Annotated in this window: 18 protein-coding genes, 1 tRNA gene and 1 pseudogene; 16 read left to right on the top strand and 4 right to left on the bottom strand. The window is 42.6% G+C overall.

The genetic code is table 11. The features are described from left to right. Positions 1 to 6: 6 nt before the first annotated feature. The 4 genes from G9Q97_RS19660 to G9Q97_RS19645 form a co-directional block, all read right to left on the bottom strand. Positions 7 to 1,956: an OmpA family protein gene (locus G9Q97_RS19660; RefSeq protein ID WP_166150001.1), complete on the bottom strand. Its 1,950-nt coding sequence runs from the start codon at positions 1,954 to 1,956 to the stop codon at positions 7 to 9. Positions 1,957 to 1,978: 22 nt separating this feature from the next. Beyond that, on the bottom strand, positions 1,979 to 2,467 hold the full coding sequence (locus G9Q97_RS19655) for a hypothetical protein (RefSeq protein WP_166150000.1): 489 nt from the start codon (positions 2,465 to 2,467) through the stop codon (positions 1,979 to 1,981). A 172-nt stretch (positions 2,468 to 2,639) separates the two neighbouring features. Then, positions 2,640 to 3,437 carry a (Fe-S)-binding protein gene (locus G9Q97_RS19650; RefSeq protein ID WP_187357739.1) on the bottom strand — a complete coding sequence of 266 codons (798 nt, stop codon included), beginning with the start codon at positions 3,435 to 3,437 and terminating at the stop codon, positions 2,640 to 2,642. A 10-nt stretch (positions 3,438 to 3,447) separates the two neighbouring features. Further along, positions 3,448 to 4,785, bottom strand: coding sequence for a 4Fe-4S dicluster domain-containing protein (locus tag G9Q97_RS19645; RefSeq protein WP_166149998.1), 1,338 nt, complete (start codon positions 4,783 to 4,785; stop codon positions 3,448 to 3,450). Positions 4,786 to 4,873: 88 nt separating this feature from the next. Between G9Q97_RS19645 and G9Q97_RS19640 the strand changes: the two genes are divergently transcribed. The 16 genes and pseudogenes from G9Q97_RS19640 to G9Q97_RS19560 all read left to right on the top strand — a co-directional run bounded on the left by G9Q97_RS19640 (position 4,874) and on the right by G9Q97_RS19560 (position 20,435). Next, positions 4,874 to 4,946, top strand: a tRNA-Phe gene (locus tag G9Q97_RS19640). Between the two features lie 270 nt (positions 4,947 to 5,216). Then, a complete protein-coding gene (locus G9Q97_RS19635; RefSeq protein ID WP_166149996.1) occupies positions 5,217 to 5,714 on the top strand; it encodes an RNA polymerase sigma factor in 498 nt (165 codons plus the stop codon). After that, positions 5,695 to 6,123, top strand: coding sequence for a hypothetical protein (locus G9Q97_RS19630; protein WP_166149994.1), 429 nt, complete (start codon positions 5,695 to 5,697; stop codon positions 6,121 to 6,123). The genes G9Q97_RS19635 and G9Q97_RS19630 overlap by 20 nt, the downstream gene beginning before the upstream one ends. Beyond that, positions 6,120 to 6,647, top strand: a complete 528-nt coding sequence (locus G9Q97_RS19625; protein ID WP_166149992.1) for a DUF4252 domain-containing protein — start codon at positions 6,120 to 6,122, stop codon at positions 6,645 to 6,647. Before G9Q97_RS19630 ends, G9Q97_RS19625 begins: the two co-directional genes overlap by 4 nt. A gap of 45 nt (positions 6,648 to 6,692) precedes the next feature. Then, on the top strand, positions 6,693 to 7,181 hold the full coding sequence (locus tag G9Q97_RS19620; RefSeq protein WP_166149990.1) for a DUF4252 domain-containing protein: 489 nt from the start codon (positions 6,693 to 6,695) through the stop codon (positions 7,179 to 7,181). A 169-nt stretch (positions 7,182 to 7,350) separates the two neighbouring features. Further along, on the top strand, positions 7,351 to 7,533 hold the full coding sequence (locus G9Q97_RS25095) for a DUF4160 domain-containing protein (RefSeq protein ID WP_166149988.1): 183 nt from the start codon (positions 7,351 to 7,353) through the stop codon (positions 7,531 to 7,533). A gap of 85 nt (positions 7,534 to 7,618) precedes the next feature. After that, positions 7,619 to 7,870, top strand: a complete 252-nt coding sequence (locus G9Q97_RS19610) for a DUF2442 domain-containing protein (protein WP_166149986.1) — start codon at positions 7,619 to 7,621, stop codon at positions 7,868 to 7,870. Between the two features lie 431 nt (positions 7,871 to 8,301). Then, positions 8,302 to 9,456, top strand: a complete 1,155-nt coding sequence (locus tag G9Q97_RS19605) for a DUF4221 family protein (RefSeq protein ID WP_166149984.1) — start codon at positions 8,302 to 8,304, stop codon at positions 9,454 to 9,456. A 362-nt stretch (positions 9,457 to 9,818) separates the two neighbouring features. Continuing rightward, complete coding sequence (locus G9Q97_RS19600; protein WP_166149982.1) at positions 9,819 to 10,964, top strand: DUF4221 family protein; 1,146 nt, start codon at positions 9,819 to 9,821, stop codon at positions 10,962 to 10,964. A 99-nt stretch (positions 10,965 to 11,063) separates the two neighbouring features. Then, positions 11,064 to 12,200, top strand: coding sequence for a DUF4221 family protein (locus G9Q97_RS19595; RefSeq protein ID WP_166149980.1), 1,137 nt, complete (start codon positions 11,064 to 11,066; stop codon positions 12,198 to 12,200). A gap of 159 nt (positions 12,201 to 12,359) precedes the next feature. Continuing rightward, positions 12,360 to 12,956 carry a DUF4870 domain-containing protein gene (locus G9Q97_RS19590; RefSeq protein WP_166149978.1) on the top strand — a complete coding sequence of 199 codons (597 nt, stop codon included), beginning with the start codon at positions 12,360 to 12,362 and terminating at the stop codon, positions 12,954 to 12,956. 117 nt (positions 12,957 to 13,073) lie between these two features. Next, positions 13,074 to 14,219: a DUF4221 family protein gene (locus G9Q97_RS19585; protein WP_166149976.1), complete on the top strand. Its 1,146-nt coding sequence runs from the start codon at positions 13,074 to 13,076 to the stop codon at positions 14,217 to 14,219. A 464-nt stretch (positions 14,220 to 14,683) separates the two neighbouring features. Next, the gene (locus G9Q97_RS19580; protein ID WP_166149974.1) at positions 14,684 to 15,286 is read left to right on the top strand and encodes a DUF6134 family protein; all 603 of its coding nucleotides are present in this window, start codon (positions 14,684 to 14,686) and stop codon (positions 15,284 to 15,286) included. Between the two features lie 1,188 nt (positions 15,287 to 16,474). Further along, a complete protein-coding gene (locus tag G9Q97_RS19575) occupies positions 16,475 to 17,650 on the top strand; it encodes an ATP-binding protein (RefSeq protein WP_166149972.1) in 1,176 nt (391 codons plus the stop codon). A 55-nt stretch (positions 17,651 to 17,705) separates the two neighbouring features. Further along, positions 17,706 to 18,848: pseudogene (locus tag G9Q97_RS25090) on the top strand (DUF4221 family protein). Positions 18,849 to 19,307: 459 nt separating this feature from the next. Beyond that, on the top strand, positions 19,308 to 20,435 hold the full coding sequence (locus G9Q97_RS19560; RefSeq protein WP_166149966.1) for an ATP-binding protein: 1,128 nt from the start codon (positions 19,308 to 19,310) through the stop codon (positions 20,433 to 20,435). The last annotated feature ends 79 nt before the right edge of the window (positions 20,436 to 20,514 follow it).

Raw genomic sequence — 20,514 nt, 5'->3', positions numbered from 1 at the left:
AGGATTTTAGTCCGTGATTTCTATTACCTTAAACTCTGTTCTTCTGTTGGTTTGATGCTCTTCCTCGGTTTGGGCATTCTCTATGATCAGCTGTCTCTCTCCGTATCCCCTGGCTTCCAGCCGGTCACTGTCAATTCCCTGAGAGACGATGTATTCTACAGCAGACTCTGCCCTTCGCTGTGAAAGGTCGTCATTATAGGCATCACTGGCCCGGGCATCGGTATGGCTGCTGAGTTCTATCCTGATTCCGGGATTGTCTTTCAGGATTTGGACAAGTTTATCCAATTCTTCGGCTGCATCAGGTCGTATTTCAGCTTTATCCAAATCATAATAAATATTTTCAAGTACGATGGCCCGTTCCAAAACCAATTGTTCCAGAACAATGGTGGTATCCAGGGCAATGTTTGTAACCTGCTCGATAAGTTCATCCTGGGAAGGCGTTTTGCCTACGGTACTGTAAGGGATGCTTTTGGTGAAATAACCATTTTTGGAAGCGATCATGGAGTAATTTTTCTCCGGCTCCAGCGGGAATCTTAACCTGCCGTTTTGGCTGGAGAAATTTCCGTCGATGGTCTGGTTGTTTTCATCGTACAAAACTACCCGGGTTTGGGGCAGTATTTTCTCCTCGCCGGTCTCCAGTCTTTCCCTGGTCTCCACGTTCAGCAATACATTGACCACTTTTGGTGGAGGGGTCATATCTTTGAAATAATAAATGTCGTCATCCCCCTTTCCTCCTTCGCGGTTGGAAGTAATGAAGCCTTCTTTGGGATAATCGGTAAAAAAGATCCCAAAATCATCTGCCAATGAATTAAAATTGGGACCAAGGTTACGGACAACAGCCTTTCCCTCTTCTTCTTTATAGACGAACAGGTCCAGCTTGCCATATCCTGGATGACCATCAGAGGAAAAATAAAATTCCCTGTTAGGCATGGGACGCGGAAACATTTCATTGCCTGGGGTGTTGATCTCAGGACCCATATTGACCACATTTCCAAAATCTCCATTGGCCAATTTAGTGGATTTGTAGAGGTCGGATCCTCCAAATCCTCCCGGTCTGTTGGAAGCAAAATACAGGACTTCTCCATCAGGGCTGAATGCAGGAGTAGAGTTCCAGTATTCCGGTTCCCCATTTACCGGCATGAAAATGGGTTCTGTAAAACCTCCACCTCTGAAATAGGAGGCAAACAAGCTTACATCGGGGAGGTCGTTTTTAGTGCCAGCGTTACCTCGTGCGTAAATGATGGTATTGCCATCGGGACTGATCGCAATTGCTCCCTGATTCAATCCTCCTTCATTTGGAAATTCAGGTAGGGTCTGAACATTCTGAGCATCTACATTAACCCCTTCAGCACGGGCCCTGAACAAACGGGTATAACCTTGTCCTGTAGCCGGATAAATATCTCCGGCTCCCCGGGAACTGGTGAAATAAAGGTAATTTTCACTTAATACAGGAGCATAATCTATTCCGGAGGTGTTTAAAAGCTCATAGTTTTCCAGTTCGTGGTTGGGCCATATTGGCTCTATGGACGAAATGGCCTCAATATTTTGGATTTCTTTTTCAGCCAGTGCAATTCTTTCATCGTCCATGGTCAATTTTTTGGCCGCCTCAAAAGCTGCAGTTGCTTCTTCGTATTGGCCTTGCCCTTTCAAGCTTTTCCCTTGATAGTAATGGCTTTCGAAGGTGGCATCTTCTTCGGAAACTTTTTCATAAAAATCAGCTGCTTTTTCCACCCTGTTGGAAAGCCGGTAACTTTCTGCTATATACAAGTTGGCCTTACTATTGTCAGGTTCTTTTTCCAGCAATTTCGAATAGGAGTTGATGGCTACCTGATACTCTCCCGCACTGAATTGGTTTTGGGCTTTTTGTTGCAGACTGGTACAGGACACCTGCAGTAATAGAAATCCCCACAGGAGTAAGAATGAACTGATTAGACTGGAATGCGTTGCTTTTTTCATGTGAATAGCTTCCCTTACAGATTTATTTGGCGAAATACTTTTTTAACCAGCTATGATCTGCCGGTATCAACCATTGGTTTTCCAAATCTGCTATTTTGTTAACGCCCGGATTGAATACTTTACTTTGGGCTTGTAGTGATCCTTCATTGATATGTTTCCTGATTTCAGGAAGAAAGGCTACTTTAACCCCATGAGCATCCATGTAAGAAACCTTACCGCTATCCAGGAGATTGATTTCCAATTCGGTTTCAATTTCCCTAAGAATCTTTACCGAACTGTCGATGGAGCAACCACTTGCGCCCAGTTTACTTTCATCCACTGCGAGGATAATGAATTGGTCGTATTTGATATCAAAAGAACTGGGCATCAGGCTGCCATGGGTGTTCCACTGGTTACAGAAAGTCACTAATTTGGAGATGATCCAGGTTTTTTCCTTTTCATCAAATGGTCTGTCTGCCTGATACACCCAAATTCTTGCCTCATTGGGCATATCTTCAAAAGGTAAATACATGCTTTGGCTCCTTTGTTTTTAATGAATAAATTGTTACTGGTTTTGTCATCCGTTAATCACCAATTACAGGTTAAACGTAAATTGATTTTATAATGATACAAAATATACTTTAAGATCGTTTAAAAAAACCAAAATACCGAAACACAAGCAGGTTGGCCTGTATCAGTTTATCCTATAAATTCTGGTCTTTGGCTATCAGTTCGGCCAGGTCCAGCACATTGACTTCCTTTTCTTTTTCCTTGTTTTTTATACCATCTGCCATCATGGTCAAACAGAAAGGACAGCCTACAGCTACTGTTTGGGCACCGGTCTTCAATGCCTCTTCGGTTCTTTCTATATTGATATCTTTTTTACCTTTTTCGGGCTCCTTAAACATCTGGGCACCACCTGCGCCACAGCACAGTCCTTTGGAGCGGCACCGCTTCATTTCCACCAGTTCCATGTCCAGAGCTGTGATCACATCCCTGGGTGCCTCGTAGACATTATTGGCCCGACCCAGGAAACAGCTATCGTGAAAAGTGATTTTTTTACCCTTAAATGAACCTCCACCCTTCATGATAATTTTGCCTTCATTGATGAGTCCTTGTAAAAACTGGGAATGGTGCATCACTTCATAATTTCCCCCTAGGGCGGGGTATTCGTTTTTCAGGGTATTGAAGCAGTGGGGACAGGCCGTGACAATTTTTTTCACCTGGTAGCCGTCCAGCACCTGAATATTGCTCATGGCCTGCATCTGAAACAGGAATTCATTGCCGGCCCGTCTGGCAGGGTCGCCGGTACAGGTTTCCTCTTCACCTAATACGGCAAAGTTGATTCCGACTTTATTCAATATTTTCACAAAAGCCAGGGTGACGGCCTTATAGCGCTCATCAAAAGATCCGGCACATCCCACCCAGAAGAGGACCTCCGGACTTTCACCGGCCGCGGTTTTTTCCGCCATGGTGGGGACTTTATAGGTAGTATTGTTCATGTTCATTGGGTTACTTAGCTTCTTTATTGATTTCTGATGCCCAGTTGAAACGATCCGATGGAGCGAATTTCCAGGGGGCAAAACTGGTTTCCACATTCTGGAACATGGCGTTCCACTGTGCAGGACTGCCGCTTTCCTCCATGGCTGTATACCTTCTCATCTCCAGAATGATGGACAAGGGGTCTATGTTGATGGGGCAGGCTTCTACACAGGCATTGCAACTGGTACAGGCGTTGATTTCTTCCTGACTGATATAATTCCCCAGCAGGGATTTGCCGTCATCCAGGCCTTTTTTGCCTGCTTTTATATTTTGACTAACTTCTTCCGCCCGGTCTCTGGTGTCCATCATGATTTTTCTGGGAGAAAGCTTCTTGCCAGTGATATTGGCCGGGCATTCCGCCGTGCACCTGCCACATTCTGTACAAGAGAATGCATTCATGAGATTAACCCAGGAAAGGTCATTGATGTCTTTCGCCCCAAACCTACCCACTTCGGCCGGTGCTGTTTCATTTGCTGATGGAGCGGTCTGCAAGCCCAGCATCAGCTGTACTTCCCTGGTGACCACATCCATGTTAGGCATTTTTCCTTTGGGTTCCAGGTTAGCATACCAGGTGTTTGGGAAAGCCAGAAAAATATGGAGGTGTTTGGAATAGGTCACATATACGGCAAAGCCCAGAATACCGATGATGTGAAACCACCAGGCAAACCTCTCCCAGAATAAAAGGGAGGCATTGCTCATCCCGTCAAAAAGCCACTGGAGGCTGCCGCTGATCCATAAGCCACCCAGGGGAATATATTTTTCCACACCCCGGTAAGCCAATAACTGATCTGTGGCATTCATGGTCAGGATGGCCAGCATCAATAAAATTTCAATCCATAGTATCAGATTGGCATCCAATTTTGGCCAGCCCTTTAATTCAGCTGAGCTCAGACGGGGAACTTTGGTAATATTTCTACGGACAAGGAAAAACAGACAGGAGACCAAAACACCCAGTGCCAGGATTTCAAATATATTCATGGCTGTGGTGTAAAAACCCGCCAAAACCGGAGCAAAAATCCTATGGGTGCCAGCCAGTCCATCGATCATGAATTCCAAAACCTCCAGGTTGATAACCACAAAAGAAATGTAAATGACCAAATGAAGTAAGGCAGGACCCAATCTTTTGAACATTTTTTTCTGCCCAAAGGCGACCAATGCCATGGATTTCCATCTTTCTTTCGGATTATCTGTGCGGGAAGCCGGTTTTCCCAGCATCATGGTCTGCCGGAGGTAACTGACCCGTCTGTATAACAGGTAACCTGCCCCGCCCAGGACCAATAAAAAAAGGATTTGTGGTAAGCTGCTCATATTGAATTGATTATTCTAAGACTTCTATTTTTTTAGCCAAATCATTTGTACAAAAGTAACAATTACCTACCTTTGCATCACTTTCGGCGGTGATGTAGCTCAGTTGGTAGAGCATCGGACTGAAAATCCGTGAGTCGGTGGTTCGAGCCCACTCATCACCACCCCTGGCCCTGACATTGTCAGGGCTTTTTTTTTGCTCTCCTTTTCTGGATTTCCAAAGTTTTTCCTCATTTTGCTCAAGATTATTTTGTGTCGGCAAATTAATAAATAGTCAGGAGGCATACTATTTTAATTTACGTTTAAACCCTGAGGTAGATTTCTTGTTCAAATTTTCGACCGGATCGCCTGGCCAAAACATAAAAACTCTTAAACAATAAAATTTTTTTTCCGAAAAGTGTAACCTTTCGGTTTTTCAATCATCATCTACTTGTATGAAGTCCTTTTTTGAAACCGAGATCTGGCCCCTTAAAAACCGGCTTTACCGTTTTGCCTTGCTTTGGTTAAAGGACAGAGATAAAGCGCAGGATGCCGTACAGGAGACCATGACCAAGGGATTCCTGCACAGTAATCAGCTGGAGCAATTGAATAATCCTGTGGGCTGGATGGTGAAAACATTGAAAAATGAGTCGCTGATGCAAATCAGGAGGGATGGAAAACATGAAGTACTGGATGAAGCTGATTCCCAACTGATGGTGGATGAGAGCGAGAAACAGGACTTTTCCCGGGAGGTGAAAATGGTTTACAGGTTTTTGGACCTGTTACCGGCCAAACAAAGGGAGATTTTCTACCTCCGGGAGGTGGAAGGATTGAGACATCAGGAAATAGCAAGCTACATGGAATTGCCCGAAAAACAGGTCAAAGTAAACCTGCACCGGGCAAGGAAAAAGTTAAAAACCTATCTGGAAAACAATGGGAACGGACAAATCTGAATTGTGGGAAAAATATTGGAAGGGGGAAAGCAGCCTGGAAGAAGAAAGTTTGCTTTTTGGGGAGCAGGAAGAATTGACTGAAAATCAGCCTCAGTCCGCCTTTAGAAAAGGCATGGCCGCTTTGAGAGACGAAAAGCCCAATGCTTTTCCAAAACCAGCTACAGCTTTTCCCTGGCAAAGGATGGTAGCCGGGATAGCCCTGCTCTTTACCCTTATGGCCTGCTGGTGGGGTTATGCCAGCTATCGGGAGCAGCAACAAAAGCAGGCCTATCTGCAGGTGGTGGAGGCCATGGAGATCTTACAGGAGCAACTCCATAAAGGTACCCGCCAACTGGAAAATGTGGAAAATCTGAAATACCTGAATGCAGGTACAGATTGGTATGAAATCAATAATCAACACCAAAGATGAAAAAATTAGTAGTATTGGTCGTTTTGCTTTTACCTGTACTGGTACAAGCGCAGGAAGATGCCATTGAGCGCTTCTATGCCAAATACATGGAGGATGAGCGCTTTTCCCGGGTGTATATCAGCCCCAAAATGATGCAGATGGCAGGAGGCTTTCTGAATTCCAATAGTGTAGAGGGGGATGAGGATGCCGAGGAATTGTTCTCTCTTATCTCCAAGGTGAAGGGCATCCGTATCCTTTCCGGTGAACAGGTAAGTGGGCTGAACATGTTTGATGAGGCCATTGGACTGCTCAATCGCAACAAATACGAAGATCTGATGGACATCAAGGATAAGGGAAGTTCGCTGAAATTTATGGTGAGAGAGGAAGGGGGCAGGATAAAAGAGCTGCTGATGGTTTCGGGAGCAAATACCGAATTCACCCTGATGAGCATGCTGGGAGATTTTACCTATCAAGACCTGAACATGCTATCCGAAAAAACCAACCTGCCGGGTATGAAGGAATACGGGCAGGGCAACAAAGAATAAGTTTTGAAAAATTTACGTATCGATTACACATTCAATCAGACAATCATGAAAAATGCACTAAACATTGTTTTCCTTTCCCTTTTCTTTTGCCAACCGTTAAGCCTCTTTGGACAGAGCAAAAGCGTAGACCGGCTTTACAATCAATACAAAGGAGATGAATCCTTTTTCCACCTGGATCTGGCTGGCAATTTCCTCGATTTTGCCAAGGGCTGGGATATCGATATCGAAGAAGCCAACCTGTCCGCCATCACCGAAAGTATCGACAGGGTCAAGCTGTTTAAGCTTCCGGTGAGTGGAAATCAGGCACGATTGGATTTCAGAAAGCTGGCGCAGGGACTTGAGCGGGAAAACTACGAACTGATGATGGAAGCGGAAGAAAAAGACAGCGGGATTTCCATCTACTCCCTGGGCGAGCGAAGTATGAAAGGCCTGGTGCTGTTGATTCGTTCTAACGAGGATGAAGAATATATGGTAATCGAGCTGGAAGGGCAGTTTGACCAAAAAGCGCTGGCTAAAGTGGGGAAGGGGATTTGATTCCTTAGTGAATCCTGGACGGTATAAACATTCGCATAGTTCCGAAATGTTTGAAAGTATCGGGCCTTCACTTGGATCCATATAAAAGGGTTTTGGATTTTTATCCATTTTTTTAACTTAGTCAAAATCTATAGGGCGAACTAATGAAAATTTTTATCTTTGAATAAAAATGCCTGAAATTTCAAGATTCTATGGAATTGTCATTCGGATGTACTTTCAAGACCACAATCCACCTCACTTCCATGCCGAATATCAAGGAATGAAAGCAGAATATGATATTGCCACATTAAAAATTTTGGCAGGTAAACTACCTAAGAGAGCCCATGCAATGGTGCTGGAGTGGTCTTCCTAACATAGGGATGAATTGATTAGAAATTGGGAAAAAGCAATTGTCCCTACTTCATTGAATAGAATCAAACCTTTAGATTAGTGCTGGTATGAACGAAGTAATTGAAATAAAAATATTAGAAGATTATCGAATTTGGGTCAAATTCAAAGATGGGGAAAAGAAAATCATTAATTTTCGTCCCTATATAGGAAAAGGATTCACAGCAGAATTGCTAGATTATGAGAAATTCAATCAGGCCTTTATTGAATCCGGGGGAGGGATTGCGTGGCAAAATGGATATGATTTTTGCCCAAATTATTTAAAAGAATTAGCAGGTGAAGAGGAGCATGTGCCCAAATGAGTTAAATCATGACATAAAAAGTTGTGGATTGCAAACGGTTCTTTTTTATGGTCCTTAATCGTGATAAGTTTTGGGGTTTTTAGAAACTGCATCCCCGTCACCCTTGAGGTCTTTGAGACCTCGAGGGTTTTTTCGTGCAGGCTTCCGGAAAGAATACGGGGTTTCGAAAACCCCAAAGGTCAGGATGCTACTATAACCGTTGAGGTCTTTGCGACCTCGACGGTTTTTTTCGTGTACGCTCCGCGAAAAGACCTTCGGGGTTGGGAAAACCCCAAAGGTCTGTGCTCTTTTTAGACCTCGACTGTTTTCTTCGTACACGCTCCGCAAAAAGACCCTAGGAGTTGGGAAAACCCTTAGGGCAATGGATTTGAAAAGAATTTTCAAGCGCATGATTTTTTCCGTATTTTACTTTTTCAATCAAATCATTACTCATGAAGCAATTGCTATGCGGCTTGGTTTTCCTGTTTTTGGCAGCCTGCGGAACTGGCGGTTCCTCCGATGAAAACAGGCAAGCACCGGATTTGGATTTTACTTTGGATACCGTACAGGTCGATGCCAAAGGGGAAATCCTTTTTTTGAACAATAGCCTGCGTTTTGCTGCCCTGAGTACGGACAAAAAATACCTGTATAATTTAAACAGTCAAACCCACACCATCGAACAAATCGATCTGGATAAATTGGCACTGCAGGCTTTGCTTCCTTTCGAAAAAGAAGGGCCTGATGGCATAGGGCCATATATGTTCGGAATGAGATTGGTAGAGGAAGATAAATTCCTGATGTCCGGATATGGCAATCATGCCCTTTTTGATAGTAGTGGCAAGAAATTGGCAGATGTGGGGCCTGAAACAGTCCCTGCCTTTGCATCGGAAACGGAAGAAGGAAACGTGCTGTTTCCGGTACAATTGCCGGAGAACCCTTCGGCCTATGCGGGGGTGTACATCATTCCGGGCGTGCGGGAGACACAGCTTTTGTTCTGGGATACGGAAGAACAAACGTATCGGAAAGTAAGGAACCCCCTGCTGAAAAAATCAATGCAGTACCAGACGGACTTTGACGATGGGACCACGGCCTTATTTATTAGTGGTGGAGAATACCTGGAAGTGGAAAATGATAGGGTTTTGCTGGGCCTAAACGGAAGTTCAGATCTTTATATACGTGAACCGGGACAAGAGGGATTTTATAAAAAGACCTTCGAAAACGGCTGGATTCCCCGGGAAAAGGAGACCGTCTTTCCTGAAAAAATAAACGATAGGGCCTTATTTCAAGAACTGTATAAGAAAGCTACGGAAGAAATTTCCTATCAAAAGCCCATTTGGGACGAAAGCCGAAAGGTTTATTTCCGGTTTTCACACCAACAGAAATACAACGTTGCGAACAGCAGTCCTTCAGATAGTCTTTTTCCCAAACCCACCGGTGCCAGCGTGTACCTGACGATCTACGATGCCGATTTTAATTTGTTGCGGGAATCTGCCGTTCCTGAATTGGACCAGCCACCGCCTTACCACTTTGCCAAAGACGGTAAAATCTGGATTTTTGAGAATATGGAGGATGAGATGGGTTTTGTAAGGTTGAGTTTTGATTTGTGATGTCGGAGGGTTTGTAGGTTGTTAAAAAAAGGAATCTGAACCATATAAGGCATAGAAGAACATATAAGTGATTTTTTAGGTCAGGGCAGTTTCTTAAATTGTTCTTTAAATAATAGTTAATGATCGGTTTTCAGAAGAAAACACCAAAATGAGCCCTTACCCTTATAATCCCTTATATTTCTTATATGGTTCACCAAAAGGAGGAACTGTCTTGTCCTGAAAGCTTTACCACTGCTGTAGCTTGGCCCGCTAATTATTTATCCAAACAGCTAATTTTAGTTAAATTATTAATTTTTAACAATAATTTATTTTTATTGCCATATAAAATTCCTAATTTTTTAGTCTCAATAAAAAGCTCTCTTATGAAACAGTTAATTTTTGTCTTGCTTTGTGGAATGATGCTTGCCTGCGGGAGTGGTGATGGGGGAGAAAACGAGGATCAGGTTCGTTTAAATTATTCCATAGATACCGTGATGGTCCATCCGGGCCAGGAAATTTTGTATGTGAATTCCAGCTTGTCCCAGGCCCAACTTAGCCCGGAAAAAACACACCTGTATAATTTTAACAATACCGAGTTTGCCATCGAAAAAATCAATCTGGATGAGTTGGCCTACAAAGGAAAAATTATGCTGTCAAAGGAGGGCCCAGATGGGGTGGGGCAGTATTTTTTCGGGTTCCTGCTCAAAGATGAAAATTCCCTTTTGGTCCGGTGCTATAATCAAGACAATATAGTTGACTTAAATGGGAAGAAAAAAAGTCAAATTGACTTTAAGAAAGTGGGAAATGAAACGGAAAGGCTTTCGGATTCGGAGAACCTGATTTCTGCGGTGCTGATCCCGGAGGAAACTGACGTATACTATGGTTTAATTTCCAGCTGGGAAGACGGCAATACGGAGGTTGCCAAAATCCTTGTTGACGAAGATAAGATTCAACGGTTTGATATTCCCATTTTCGAAAAGGCCAGAAAACTTGACATACAGATCACTGATGGAGGGAGATTTACCATGGCCAAGTATATCACCTATGCTGGAGACAAACTGATAGTAGGGGTAGAGGGAACCAATGAAATGTATGAGTTGGACAAGGATACCGGTGCGGCGCAGCATCATGAATATTCCAGCGAACTCACGGCTACGGAGAAGAAGGGAAACTATCCATCACAAGTTGGAGGCATTGAGGAGTTTGCCGGTATTTATAGGAGAATATATGAGGAAGTAGGTTTTTTGCCACCGGTCTGGGATGAAGTCAATGAGGTGTATTACAGATTTTCCTTTATCATGGAATTTGATGACAATGCCGAAAAACCTGAGGGCAGCCCCTTTCAACAGCCTTCCGGAGCTAAGGTGTTTTTGACGGTTTATGACAAAGATTTGAACATGTTGGCCGAATCCGCCATTCCCCAATTGACCCAACGCCCGCCTTTTCATTTTGCCAAAGATGGCAAGCTCTGGGTGTTTGAGAACATAGAGGATGAGATGGGGTTTGTACAATTTGGTTTTGATTTATGATCTGATGGTTTAATGAGTTAATTTATCTTTGTTTTAACACCAATTAATTTTAATTGCTTTAAAATTTAAAAAAATTAGTTTCGATAATACTTTTAATACATGAAACTTTTAATTCTCCTTTTATTATTTGGACTACTTTTAGGCTGTGGGGGCAGTGATAATCTGGAGAAAACAGGCCAAGTCCAACTGGATTTTAGCCTGGATACAGTCTTGATAGATGGAGGAGAACAGCTTGTTTTTCCCTATTTAGCTGCTTCAAGGAGTTTTTTTACGGATAATAACCACTTTCTGTTTAACTTCAATGATTTTGACCATGCGGTAGAAAAAATTGACCTGGAAAAACTTGAGTTGGCTGGAAAGTATCCCTTTGAAAAGGAAGGCCCGAGCGGCACCGGGGAATATGTGGATTACCTGGTACCGCTTGACTCCGGAAAATTGCTCATACAGACCAGTAATCAGGCAGGTATTTTTGATTGGGAGGGGAATAAACTCGGGGAATTTGACCCTTTGCTTGAGGGAGCCTCATTAATGCATGTAGACAGGAAGGCTTTTCAGCCCGTAAAGGTAGTAGGAGACCAGATTTATGGACAGATTGTCGACAATGCAGCCAATACCAGTGAACTGGGGTATTATAGCCTCAGCAGGGATGAATTTTCATATATCCCCTTGGCAAAGGAATTCAAGCATGGAGACTTTAACCTGGAACACAGGGAGGGTAACTCCCAGCGACGGTATGCGCCAGGCTTTGTCATGCAGGCCTATGGTCAGAATAAGCTGGTAGTCGGCAGTACGGTTTCTAGTACTGTGTTTATTTTCGATCCCGAAACCCAACAATTAGCGAAGAAGAAATATAACCTATCGTTGACAGCCAATGAGAAAAAGGGGGTTTACAGCCTAGCAACCGAGGATAAGGCTGCTTTTCAAAGGGCATATGTGGCATTGTATGAGGAGGTATCATTCGGTCCTTTAATATGGGATGTTGAAAATGGACGTTATTTTCGTTTTTATTATGAGTATTCCTATCCGGATGAGCATCCTCCGGGGGGATTTCCAAAACCTGTTTCCACCGCCGTCTACCTGATGGTATTGGATAATGAGCTTAACTTACTTCATGAAACTTCCGTGCCTCAGCTTGACCATGTACCCCACTTTTCTCTCGCCAAAGACGATAAAATCTGGATCTTGGTCAATCTGGAGGATGAGTTGGGCATTGTCCAATTGAATTTTGATTTATGATTTCGGATTTATCCAATCTTAAATCATAAAACCACGATGGACATAAATGGCATAGCTTTGACGCATTAAAACACAAATGGCGTAAATATGACGCTATAAGGGCGTAATCACGTGAATTGGAAAAGTATACTTTTGCTCCCTAACTAAAGTATAGGAAAAATGGAAAATTTAATTTTAGCAAAAAGAGTAAAGGAATTACGTAATCGCAGAGGGCTTTCGCAGGAATTGTTAGCCGAAAACTCAGGATTAGGCATCCGAACTATTCAGCGAATTGAAAATGGAGAAACAGAACCACGTGGAGACACGCTTAGACGATTGGCTAATGCCTTAGATTCAAGTCCTGATGAAATAATTGATTGGACTATTACTGAAGACAAAGGTTTTCTCATGGCTTTGAATCTTTCTTCGCTTGGGTTTATTCTATTTCCGCTTTTGGGAATACTGATCCCATTGATTTTATGGATATCTAAAAAAGGGAAAATAAAGCATCTTAATCACATCAGTAAAGAAATCCTTAATTTTCAAATAAGTTGGACAATTATCGTAATAGTAACTTACATCTATTTCATTGGGAGTATGTATTATCGAATTAGCCAAGCCGGTGATATATCACCTGCCATACTCGGGAATCCGGTAATTAAGCTTTCATTTTTCGGGTTTTTATATTCATATAATTTCATCCAAATCGTAATAAATACAATCAATATTGATAAAGAGAAGAAAGTCAAATACTTTCCTAAATTAACTATTATCTAATCAACTAACAATTTGGCTCCACTCCTTATTGGACTGATTATCCTATTCGTGACTTAATCCTTGCTCCAAGAGTCCTGCATCTGAAAATCTAAATCCCTAATTCCAATTTAAGTTCAAATGAATAATCCACTTGACATTTTATGCTTTGTATTTGGTTTGATTTTTATGCTGACGTCTTGCGGTTCTCCGGCGGAAAAGGAGATACAGGAACTCACAATCAGGGTGGATACCGTACAGATTGATCCGGGAGAGGAACTGTTGTTTCTCAAGTGGGGGCTTGAGCTTTCCGGTCTGAGCGAAGACCAACGTTACCTGTTTAATTTTGATCTGGAGCAACACCAACTCGAAAAAATCGACCTGGATTGCCTGGTTCTGGACCGAAAAATTCCCTTTGAAAAAGAAGGTCCAAATGGACTAAATAGTATTCATTCCCTCAAAGGTTGGGATGGAGGTCGCATATTTTTTAGTACCTGGAAGGGGCCGCTGCTTTTTTCAGAGTATGGGCAGCTTGAACATTCCTGGAATGTGGATCCGAAGGGATTTTCCGGGGATGTGCTCAGCGAGAAGGAATCCCTGATAGGCGTGCAAATTGACCCTATCCGCAATAGTCGGTTGTATGGGCTTGTAAAGGAATTCCAAAACAAGGGAGTAGAATTTGCACGGGTGGACATGGATCAAAAGCACATCTACAGGTATTCAGTCCCTGTATTAAACAAAGTGGAAACTTACACTGCTTTATTGAACACGGGGGAGAACTTAGCCTATCACGAAGTAAGTACGTACCTTGAAGTGGTGGAAAGTGGCATCTTGTTTGGAGCGGAAACCGGGAGCGAATGGTACCTTTACGATCCTGTAGGAGATTCCATACGGGTCGTTTCCTCTAAAAGTAGGTGGCTGGATGATGAAAATAGGGCTATAGGGGGTGATTTTGGGGCAGCAGGTGAATTCACCCGATATTACAAGCAGTACATGGAAGGACCCCATTACTTTTTGCCTGTTTACGACGCCGAAAATAAGCGGTATTGGAGGCTATTTTATGAACATTATTTCACCGTCGAAAAAACAGAAGGACTTTTTCCAAAATCCTCCGGCGTAAATGTTTACCTGGCCTTATACGACGAGGAGTTGAACCTGATCCGGGAGGCCAAACTCCCCTTTTTAACCGAGAAACCTTTACGGCATTTTATCAAGGATGGGATGCTTTGGATCTTTGTCAATCTGGAGGATGAGATGGGGTTTGTGCGCCTAAATATTGAGTTATGATTTCGTATTTTCTTCTAGTAGGATTTGAAAAAGCTTCATAGTAAACCATCCCCTTTACAATCCCCTATATTACTTACATGGTAAAAAAATAAAAACCATATAAGGCATAGAAGGACATATAAGGGGTTTATTTTTATTTCAGGGTTTACTTGCGATCTTTCCCATATCCCGACGGAAGGCATGTATATTTATTGAGTAAAGTAATTCGGGAAACTTCACCCTTATAATCCCTTATATTTCTTATATGGTTCAAAAAAAAAGAGAAACCATATAAGAAGAACATATAAGCGGGGAAATGTGATTTTGGGTGTATGGGCGATTCAATACCCCCAAATCACAAATCTGCTATCCCAAATCCCATCTTTGAAGTATTTTTTGGTAAGTTTAAGCTTATTTTGAATTTGATGCGTTGTTGTCTAAATAAAACCTATTGGTCTAACCAGAATTTATAAATAAGCATTTACATGTTAAAAAATCCCCTTGTTCCAATTGCTGCCCTTATTTTAGCTTTTTCACCCATGCTGCTCCAAGCTCAGGAAAGGCATGAATATGAGATTAGCATTCTGGGCATCAGCATTGGTGACATGGTAGCCACCAAAGAAACCAAATCCGATACCACGTATTTTTTGCTGAGAAGTGAGGTGAGCTTCTGGTTTTTTGGGCGGATCAACCTGGATTATACCACTGAGGTAAAATACCATCAGGGGCAGTTTATCGAATCATCCGTAGAAAAAAAGACCAACCGGGGAAATTTTCTATCCAGGATTTGGCTGGAAGATGGGGTCTATGAGATCAGGGCCAATTCCTATAAATATGAATTCAATGATCAGGTCAGTGAAAAAATCGACTACAGTGCGGTTCGTTTGTTTTTTGAGGAACCGAAAAGTAAAAAAAGGATGATTACTGAAAACCACGGCCAATTTGCCAGCATTACCGCCAAAGGAAATGGGGCCTACGATACCTATGTGGAAGGTAACGAAAACAACTACCAATACGAGAATGGTAAATTGCAGGAGGTCAGCATGCACAGTCCCATCAAGAATTACGTGATACAGCGGAAGGAATGATGATTGCTGATTTTACACGATGACGGATAGGTTGATAGCCATCGGACCGAATAGATTGGTAGTATTTTGATTTAATCCTATACCTAAAGCATCCCCGATAGTGAGGTTACAAACGCTGTTTAGTTGAATTCGCCATTGCAAATATCGAAAGCGGGTGATGGTAAATACACTATATATCCCACAGAGGTTGGCGAGGAGCCCTTATTTCCGGATAGGACAGTTGGTATGCAGCGCCCTGTTCAACCCCTACCGGGGTTGCGTGAAGGTTGGATTCTTGCAGTCCCCGGGTTTCGCCCGGGGTTATTATTGTTGAAGCCCTTCAGGCTTCGGCGTCGAGAAGATCGTCGATAATCGGGTAAGAGCGCAAATGAATCCACTAGCTAGAACCTGATTCGAAAGTAATTTTAGATTTTCAGTCAGAATAATTGAGCTGGAATCAGATAAAACACTTTTGATTTCCTATTCTGCTCCTACTGACTTCCCAATGTATCCCAGGCCTGAAGGGCCTGAACAGCAATAACCGTGGGTGCAGCCCACGGCTACCGGACTACCGCTCATCACCAACCCTGATAGGGGTTGAACCTTACGTAGCTGCCTTTAGAAAAACGACTATTCTCCTAACATTCAGCGTCATTTTCGATCTGAGGATTGCAGAGGAGACCATATTTCATGATTGGCCGGACTATGTCCAACTCCTGCCGGGGTTGGGTGAAGGTTGGGTTCTCGCAGCCCCCGGGTTTCGCCCGGAGTTATTGTTGTTGAAGCCCTTCAGGCTTCGGTTTCTACCGTATTTTTCATGGGCAATCAATAAGATCAATATTTCGATTGGTGATGTCGGACCACAGGACCGGAATGGTCTGAATTCCTTCTCGGCTTTTTATACTTCTCTCATTGACCCCAGGCCTGAAGGGCCTGAACAGCAATAACCGTGGGTGCAGCCCACGGCTCCCGGACTACCGATTATAACCAACCCCGGTAGGGGTTGAATTTGACGTATCTGCCTTTAGACGATCAACTTTGACGTATCTGCCTTTAGACGATCAACTTTTCTCGTACCTACGCTATCATTTCGATTTATGAAGTATGAATTTACCATGAAAATCAAAAATCATATTTTCGATTTTCATGGTAAAATAATTTCAAAGATCCACTTTTTGATTTATATTTACATGGAATTTAGTTCAATCCATGGTTAAGCAAAGGTATATTCAGGCACTGTTTGAAGAATATATGGAAATATTCCCTGCAGTAGGGATTGTAGGTCCAAGGCAGGTTGGAAAAACTACCTTGGTCAAGAATCTTTCCTGGGGAAAAAATAAAATTTACCTGGACCTTGAAAAGGCCAGCGACAGGGCGAAGCTGAGTGATGTAGAACTGTTTTTTACAAATCATCAGGATAGTACTGTTATTCTGGACGAAATTCAATTGATGCCTGAGCTATTTGAGGAACTTCGCAGTTCCATTGATGAAGACAGAAGGCCGGGAAGGTTTATCCTCTTGGGCTCAGCATCACCCGACCTTATTCGGAGTAGTGCGGATTCCTTGGCGGGGAGGATAGGATATATCGAGCTCACTCCTTTTACGATGAAAGAAATATTAATTGAGGAAATGGAGCGCCTTTGGATGCGGGGTGGTTATCCGCTGTCATTCCTCGCATCTACTGAGCGGGTCAGTAATTTGTGGAGGGAAAATTTCATCAAAACCTATATCGAAAGGGATCTTGGCCTATTGGGGTTGAATACAGATCCAAAGCTGGTGGAACGGTTTTGGATGATGTTGGCCCATGTGCAGGGGAGCTTGTGGAACGGGGATAATTTCGCCCGGGCACTGGGGGTCACGAGGCCCACAGTGAGCCGTTACCTGGAATTCCTGGAAGGATCGTTTATGGTCAGAATCCTGCAGCCCTATCACCGAAATGTGAAAAAGCGTTTGGTAAAATCCCCCAAGGTATATATCCGGGATACAGGTCTTTTACACGCTTTGGCAGGTGTAAAGTCCTACGACGAATTGATCAATCAGTTGCTGATCGGCGCTTCCTGGGAGACCTTTGTCATCGAGCAGGTAATCAATCTGCTTGGATCCGATTACCAATATTATTTCTACCGAACCCATCAGGGAGCAGAGTGTGATCTATTACTGGTTAAATCCGGAAAAGTGGAATGGGCCATTGAAATCAAAAACACCCTCTCCCCCAAAATCAGTAAAGGCTTTTTAATTAGCATGGAGGATACTAAGGCCGCTAATGGGGCGGTTATTTCCCGGGTTAAAGAAGGTTATCCGCTAAAGGGAGGGGTGAGGAATTATTCCCTGCTGGAGTTTTGTGAAGACATTAAAAAAAAATATAACGAAACAGAAGGAAACTAAAAGCCCCTTTCTAAAGAGCAATTTTATTTTTATACTATAGGCTTAATCTCTGATCATGTATAAATTTATTTTTTTTATCTTACTTCTTTTATTAGCCGGCTGCGGAAGTCCTGAAAAACAGGAAATCGGGCAAGAACGGAAACTCGTTTTTTCTTTGGATACCGTCCTGGTCGATCCGGGAGATGAAATCCTTTTCCTCAGAAGAAATCTGGGAGATTCCGAATTGTCAGCCGACGGAAGATTTCTATACAATTACAACCGAACGGACCACGCACTTGAAAAAATAGACCTGGATGAATTGAAATTGGTGAAAAAAATTCCATTTGAAAAGGAGGGAGCTCAAGGTACGGGTCCCTCTTTCACACCTTTTTTTCTTTTGGGGGAAGACAGCGTCCTGGTAGCCGGCTCTTTGAAGCATGCAGCAACCTTTAATTTGGAAGGAGAGAAATTAAATGAAGTAAAAATCCAGCAATTACTAGATGAGTTATTGATTTTGGAAGGAGGGAACCGTTTTCTCTTTAAGTCCATAATTCCTGGTTAAAGTAACCAGTATTTAGGTTTTTTAGCGGATTGGAGTGCAAAGTTTAAGCAGTTGTTGAAGGCGGATATGGCCAATTCTAAACTTACCGAATTGGATCTCCCGGCATTTGATAAGTTGGAAGAATACAATGTGGTACATGTCAATGGAGGGGGCTTAGGATCTCAGGTTTTAGTTAAGGCAGGAGGGGAGAAAATCATAATCAGCAATAATGCATTCAATGAATTGTACGTGTACCTTCCTGAAAGCGATAGTTTGATATTAAAAACTTATGAAAGTCGATTAACGCCCGACCAAAAAACGCCTTACTATCCCAAGCAAGTGGATAGCGATGAGGCCCTGTACCGCATTTATGCAAAAGGATTGGCAGAAATAACTTTTGAGCCACTAATTTGGGATAAAGTCAATGAACGATTTTATCGGTTTTCTTACCAGACAGATTTAGAAGTGGAAATGGAAAATGGCCGGCAATTTGAATCCGTCAACAATAGCAATATTTACCTGACCGTATTTGACAAAAATTTGGAGATGTTGGCGGAGTCCGGTATACCGGAATTAAGTAAGGTTTCAGATACCTATTTTGTCAAAGACGGAGCGATCTGGATTTTTGAGAATATGGAGGATGAACTGGGCTTTGTACGGCTCAGAATAGATTTATGATTTCGGAATCTGAGCGCAATTATTTTTAGCATGTGGAGGGATTATCATCCTGGATTAGAATTGATGGCTTTAACAAAGGATACAGCAGTAGGCTTACAAACCCTGTTTATTTAGACTCCATATTTTAAATTTTGAACATCGGGTTATAGTTAATACACCATTTCTTCCTTTTGAGGGTGGAAGTGGAGACCTTATTTCAGGATAGGCCAGTTGGTTAGGAGGACTTTGTTCAACCCCTGTCGGGGTTGTGTGCAGGATGGATTCTGGCAGACCCCGGGTTTCTCCCGGGGTTATTGTTGTTGAAGCCCTTTAGGCTTCGGCATGGGGAAGGAGTTTGATAATACGGAAAGGAGTCAAATAATTCGCTTGGCTATTAATTCTTTAATTCACCAAAAATCGGTATTTTTAGTGAATTAATTCACCAATAATCGGTAATTTTGGTGAATACAAAAAATTGCTATGATCGAAAGAAGCCTGCAAAGTCAGATATCCCAAAAGCTATTTAAGGGGAAAACCATTATACTGATCGGTGCGAGACAGGTCGGCAAAACGACACTTATCCGAGCAGTTTTACAGGAAAGAGAGTTTCTTTTTCTGGATGGAGATGACCCATTGGTAAGGCAGAGGCTTACCAACCCAAACACCAAAGAGATTGAAACAATAATAGGAGATTCAAGGATCATTTTTATAGATGAGGCACAACGGATAGAGCATATTGGAATTACTGCAAAAATTATTCACGACCAATTCAAGAACGTTCAGTTGATTGTGAGCGGTTCATCGGCTTTTGAGCTACGAAATTACACCAATGAACCGCTGACAGGACGAAAATTCGAATTTTTCCTGTATCCAATCTCCTACGAAGAATATGAGAAATCGCTCGGATATTTGGATGCCCTGAGAGACCTGGACAATCGCTTGATATACGGATATTATCCCGATGTCCTTAATAATAAAGGGGAGGAAAGGGAAATCCTTAATGAGATTACCCAAAGTTATTTGTTTAAAGATATTCTCTCTTTGGGCCATATCAAAAAGCCAGAAGTACTGGAAAAAATTCTGCAGGCGTTGGCCTTTCAGGTCGGTAGTGAAGTGAGCTACAATGAAGTGGCTCAGCTAACTGGGGTGGATAAGAACACGGTTTCAAGCTATATTCATTTACTGGAACTGTCCTACATTGTTTTTCCGATAACTTCATTTAGTCGTAATCTTCGCAACGAGATCAAAACCAACCGGAAGATTTATTTCTACGACAATGGCGTCCGAAATGCAATCATTCAAAATTTCAACCCGGTTGGATTGCGAAATGATACAGGCATTTTATGGGAAAATTTCCTAATGTCTGAGAGGCTTAAGCGAAACCATTATTACAAAAGGTACTGTAATACCTATTTTTGGCGGACCAGATACCAACAGGAAATTGACTACGTGGAGGAGTCAGATGGAAAGATTACGGCTTTTGAATTCAAATGGAATCCAAAAGCCAGAGTGAATATTCCGGCAATATTTGTAAACACATACAATACCAGTGTTGAGGTTATTTCAAAGGAGAATTTCAGGGATTTTGTGGGACCAGTTGAACAATAGCAAGTTAAGCCTGAATGCCTGATTTTGTTCCTTTTGACAGCTCCATTAGCCGATAGGTAATGCATTCACCAGTCAGCGC

The sequence above is a fragment of the Cyclobacterium plantarum genome, assembly GCF_011290685.1.
Classification (GTDB): domain Bacteria; phylum Bacteroidota; class Bacteroidia; order Cytophagales; family Cyclobacteriaceae; genus Cyclobacterium; species Cyclobacterium plantarum.
This window is presented reverse-complemented; position numbering and strand designations above follow the sequence as displayed.